The 4,036-nt window shown below is 69.9% G+C and carries 4 protein-coding genes; 1 reads left to right on the top strand and 3 read right to left on the bottom strand.

All coding sequences use genetic code 11. The features are described from left to right. Positions 1-144: 144 nt before the first annotated feature. From ACFWGJ_RS42510 to ACFWGJ_RS42500, 3 genes are read right to left on the bottom strand one after another with little or no spacing between them, the layout of a single operon-like run. A complete protein-coding gene (locus ACFWGJ_RS42510; protein ID WP_387334322.1) occupies positions 145-957 on the bottom strand; it encodes an amino acid ABC transporter ATP-binding protein in 813 nt (270 codons plus the stop codon). Next, positions 954-1,787: an amino acid ABC transporter permease gene (locus ACFWGJ_RS42505; protein ID WP_387334323.1), complete on the bottom strand. Its 834-nt coding sequence runs from the start codon at positions 1,785-1,787 to the stop codon at positions 954-956. Before ACFWGJ_RS42505 ends, ACFWGJ_RS42510 begins: the two co-directional genes overlap by 4 nt. Next, positions 1,787-2,632 carry a transporter substrate-binding domain-containing protein gene (locus ACFWGJ_RS42500; protein WP_387334321.1) on the bottom strand — a complete coding sequence of 282 codons (846 nt, stop codon included), beginning with the start codon at positions 2,630-2,632 and terminating at the stop codon, positions 1,787-1,789. Before ACFWGJ_RS42500 ends, ACFWGJ_RS42505 begins: the two co-directional genes overlap by 1 nt. A gap of 210 nt (positions 2,633-2,842) precedes the next feature. On the opposite strand from ACFWGJ_RS42500, the gene ACFWGJ_RS42495 reads away from it, so the two are divergent. Beyond that, positions 2,843-3,892, top strand: coding sequence for a pyridoxal-phosphate-dependent aminotransferase family protein (locus ACFWGJ_RS42495; RefSeq protein ID WP_387334320.1), 1,050 nt, complete (start codon positions 2,843-2,845; stop codon positions 3,890-3,892). The last annotated feature ends 144 nt before the right edge of the window (positions 3,893-4,036 follow it).

Genomic DNA, 4,036 nt, shown 5'->3' with positions numbered 1-4,036 from the left:
CCCCTGGGTGGGACGGGGCGCAGCCCCTCCCCGAGGGGCGCGGGGAACGGCGCGAGCGACCCCCACCGGACCCGCACATTCAGGGGCGCGGGGAACTGCGCGAACGGCCCCCACCGGACCCGCAGGTCGACGCGGCCCACACCCCTACGGCGACTTCCGCGGAGCATCCTCCACTTCCGCCATCGCCGGGTCCAGCAGACGGGAGAGGAAGTGACGGGTTCGTTCATGGGCCGGATTGCCGATGACCCGCGCGGGAGCGCCCTCTTCGACGACGACCCCGCCGTCCATGAAGACCACCCGGTCGGCCACCTCGCGCGCGAACGACATCTCGTGCGTGACGACCATCATCGTCATGCCCTCGTCCGCGAGCATCCGCATCACCGCGAGCACGTCCCCGACCAGTTCCGGGTCGAGTGCCGAGGTGGGCTCGTCGAAGAGCATCACCTGGGGGCCCATGGCGAGCGCGCGGGCGATGGCGACGCGCTGCTGCTGGCCGCCGGAGAGGGAGCCCGGGTAGGCCGTCGCCTTCTCGGAGAGCCCGACCCGCCGTAGGTTCTCGGCGGCGACCTCCGCCGCCTGCGCCTTGTCGCGGCCCAGCACCCGCCGCTGCGGCAGCGTCAGGTTGTCGGTCACGGTCAGGTGCGGGAAGAGGTTGAACTGCTGGAAGACCATGCCGATCCGGCGGCGTACGGCATCGATGTCGACGTCCGGGTCGGTGACCTCCGTGCCGCCGACGAAGACCTGCCCCTTCGTGGGCTCCTCCAGGAGGTTCACACAGCGGAGCAGGGTCGACTTGCCGGAGCCGGAGGGGCCGATGACGCACACGACCTCGCCGGAGCCGACCTCCAGGTCGATCCCCCGCAGCACCTCGTTGTCGCCGAACGACTTGTGCAGCCCGCGGACCCGGATCTCGGGAGCACGGTCCTCGGTGGTGCCCACGTGGTTCTCGGTGCTCACTTGGTGGCCTCCCCGGCCTTCGCCTCAAGGCGGCGTACGACGAACCCGAGCGGGATCGTGACCAGCAAGTAGCACAGGCCCGCCACCAGGATCGGGGTCGAGTTGGCAGTCTCGCTGGCCAGGTCGCGGCCGAACTTGGACAGTTCGCGCTCCTCCAGGGTGACCCCGAGGAACAGCACCAGCGAGGAGTCCTTGAAGAGGAGGACCAACTCGTTGGTGAGCGGCGGGATCACGATCCGGAAGGCCTGCGGAATGATGATGGAGACCATGGCCCGCGCATGCGAGAAGCCCAGCGAACGGGCCGCCTCCATCTGCCCCTTGGGGACGGCCTGGATGCCCGCGCGGATCGTCTCCGCCATGTACGCGGCGGCCACGAGCCCGAGTGCGAGCGCGACCTTCCCGTACGTGCCGCCGGGGATCTCCGTGCCGGGGAACGCCAGTGGCACGGCGACGCCCACGAAGATGAAGATCAGCAGGGCGGGCAGCCCGCGGAAGATCTCGATGTAGATGCCGGCCAGCCAGCGGTACGGGCCGACCGAGGAGAGCCGCATCAGCGCGACGACCACACCGAGGGCGAGGCCGAAGACGAAGCCGGACACCGTGTAGAGGACGGTGTTCTTCAGCGCCAGCGTGATGATGTCCGGGAACATCCGCTCGGCCAGGTCGACCTGCGCGAACTGGTTCCGCAGCTGTCCCCAGTCGGCCGTGAACCCGAGGGCGATCAGCGCGGCGACGAACACCGCGTACTGGATGCCCCGGGACACGGTCCGCTTCTGGCTCCTGGTCAGACCGCGCCTGCGGGGCTGGATCCGGGTGTCGGTCTCCGCCATCAGGAGGCGGCGGGCGAAGCGGAGGCGGCGGTCTCGTCGTACGGGCCGATCCACTTCTCGTACAGCTTCTTGTACGTGCCGTCGGACTTCGCGTCCGCCAGCGCCTTGTTGACGGCTTCGAGGAGCTTGGTGTTGCCCTTCTTCATCGTGAAGCCGTACTCCTCACCGGTGTTGATGTTGTCGGCGACCTCGAAGGCGGCGGCGTTGGCCTTGTCCTTCAGCCAGCCCTGGACGACCGGGTAGTCGATGACGACCGCCTTGACCTGGCCGGTGCGCAGGCCGTTCAGGAGGGCGTCCGAGGACTCGAAGGAGACCGGGTTGAGGCCCTTGCTCTTCGCGAACTCCTCGCCGGTGGTCTGCGCCTGCGCGCCGACCTTCTTGCCCTTGAGGTCCGCGAGGGAGGAGATGCCGCTCTTCTTGTCGGCCAGGATCCCCTGGGTGGCCTCGAAGTACGGGTCGGAGAAGTCGACGTTCTTCTTGCGCTCGTCGGTGATCGTCATACCGGCCGCGGCGAGGTCGCACTGGCCGGAGTTGAGGGATCCACCGGTCTTGAAGTTCTCGAACGGCTGGTCGAGGATCTCCTGCTTCACGCCCAGGTCCTTGGCGACCAGATCGACCAGCGACACGTCGAAGCCCTGGACCTTCCCGTCGATCTCCGACTGGAACGGCGGGTACGGCAGGTGCGTGCACGTGGTGAGCTGTCCGGCCTTGACGAGCTCGACCCCGCCCGCGGTGGTCTTCTTGCCCCCGTCGTCGTCCGAGGAGCAGCCGGACACGAGCAGCAGCCCGGCCGTCGCGGTGGTGGCGGCCAGCATGCGGGTTCGGCGCCCGGGGACCATCTTCACGGGGGTGACCTCCTGTGGGGAAACTGTGACTGCTGATTATAAGGATTGGTTTGAGGCTCTCAAACCAATCCCATGGCCGCTGGGCTGTCCGACCTCAGAAGTCGCCGGTGGGCGACTGCCGGGACGGCGGTTACGCTCGTTGCTGCCTACCCCGTGAGTGACGGGAGCAACGTGAGCGCCGAGAGCAACGTGAGTGAAGAGAGCAACGCCGTGACCCATCCCTTTCTGGACCTGGCACCGCTGAGCGCCGCGCGTTTCGCGGCGATCGAGGACCGCGTGGCGCGGCTGCTCTCCACCGAACAGGATGTCGTGATCATGCAGGGTGAGGCGCTGCTTCCGCTGGAAGGGGCGATTCGCGGCGCGGCCGGTCCCGGTACGACGGCTCTCAACGTGATCACCGGCCCGTACGGGCAGACGTTCGGCGACTGGCTGAGGGACTGCGGCGCCACCGTCCACGACCTGGCCGTCCCCTTCCACACGGCGGTCACGGCCGACCAGATCCGCGACGCCCTCGCCGAGCACCCTCGGATCGACTTCGTCTCCCTGGTGCACGCGGAGGCCGCGACCGGGAACACGAACCCGGTCGCGGAGATCGGCGAGGTCGTACGGGCCCACGGCGCCCTCTTCTACCTGGACGCGGTGGCCTCGGTCGGCGCGGAGCCGGTGCTGCTGGACGCGTGGGGCGTGGACCTGTGCGTGATCGGGGCGCAGAAGGCGATGGGCGGGCCCGCGGGGGTCTCGGCGGTGTCGGTCAGCGAGCGGGCGTGGGCCCGGATGGCCGCGAACCCGCAGGCGCCCCGGCGCTCCTACCTCTCCCTCCTGGACTGGAAGGAGCGGTGGGTCGACGCCGGGCGCAAGGTCCTTCTGCACGCTCCGGCGCAGCTGGAGATGCTGGCGCTGGAGGCGTGCGTGGAGCGCATCGAGTCGGAGGGGCTGGAGACGGTGATGGCGCGGCACGCGGCGGCGGCTGCGGCGACTCGGGCGGGTGCGCTCGCGCTGGGTGTGGGGCTTGAGCCGTATGTGTACGAGGCCTCCGACGCGGCGCCCGTCGCCACGACGTTGCGGACGCCCGCCGGGGTGGACGCGTCGGCGCTGGTCGCCGCGGCGTTGGCCGTCGACGGCTCGCTGCCGTTGGCGGCGGGGGGTGGGACGCTGGCCAAGGAGATGATCCGGGTCAACCACTACGGGCCTGCGGCCGGCTCTGCGACTGTGGACGCGTGCCTCACCGCGCTGCGCGCGGCGCTGGCGGCGTCCGCCTGAGCATCGACGCCGGGTGCGGGCCGGTGGGGGCTGGCCGCGCAGTTCCCCGCGCCCCTAAAAGACAAAAGACTGCGCAGTTCCCCGCGCCCCTGAACGTGCGGGTCCGGTGGGGGTTGCTCGCGCAGTTCCCCGCGCCCCTTTAGG

The organism is Streptomyces sp. NPDC060205 (assembly GCF_042728395.1).
Taxonomy (GTDB): Bacteria; Actinomycetota; Actinomycetes; order Streptomycetales; family Streptomycetaceae; genus Streptomyces.
Note: the sequence above shows the minus strand (reverse complement) of the source record. Positions and strands in the feature narration are given on the sequence as shown.

Excerpts from the sequence above, each read along its gene's own strand:
- ACFWGJ_RS42505 (WP_387334323.1), bottom strand. The coding sequence starts at position 1,787 with ATGGCGGAGACCGACACCCGGATCCAGCCCCGCAGGCGCGGTCTGACC.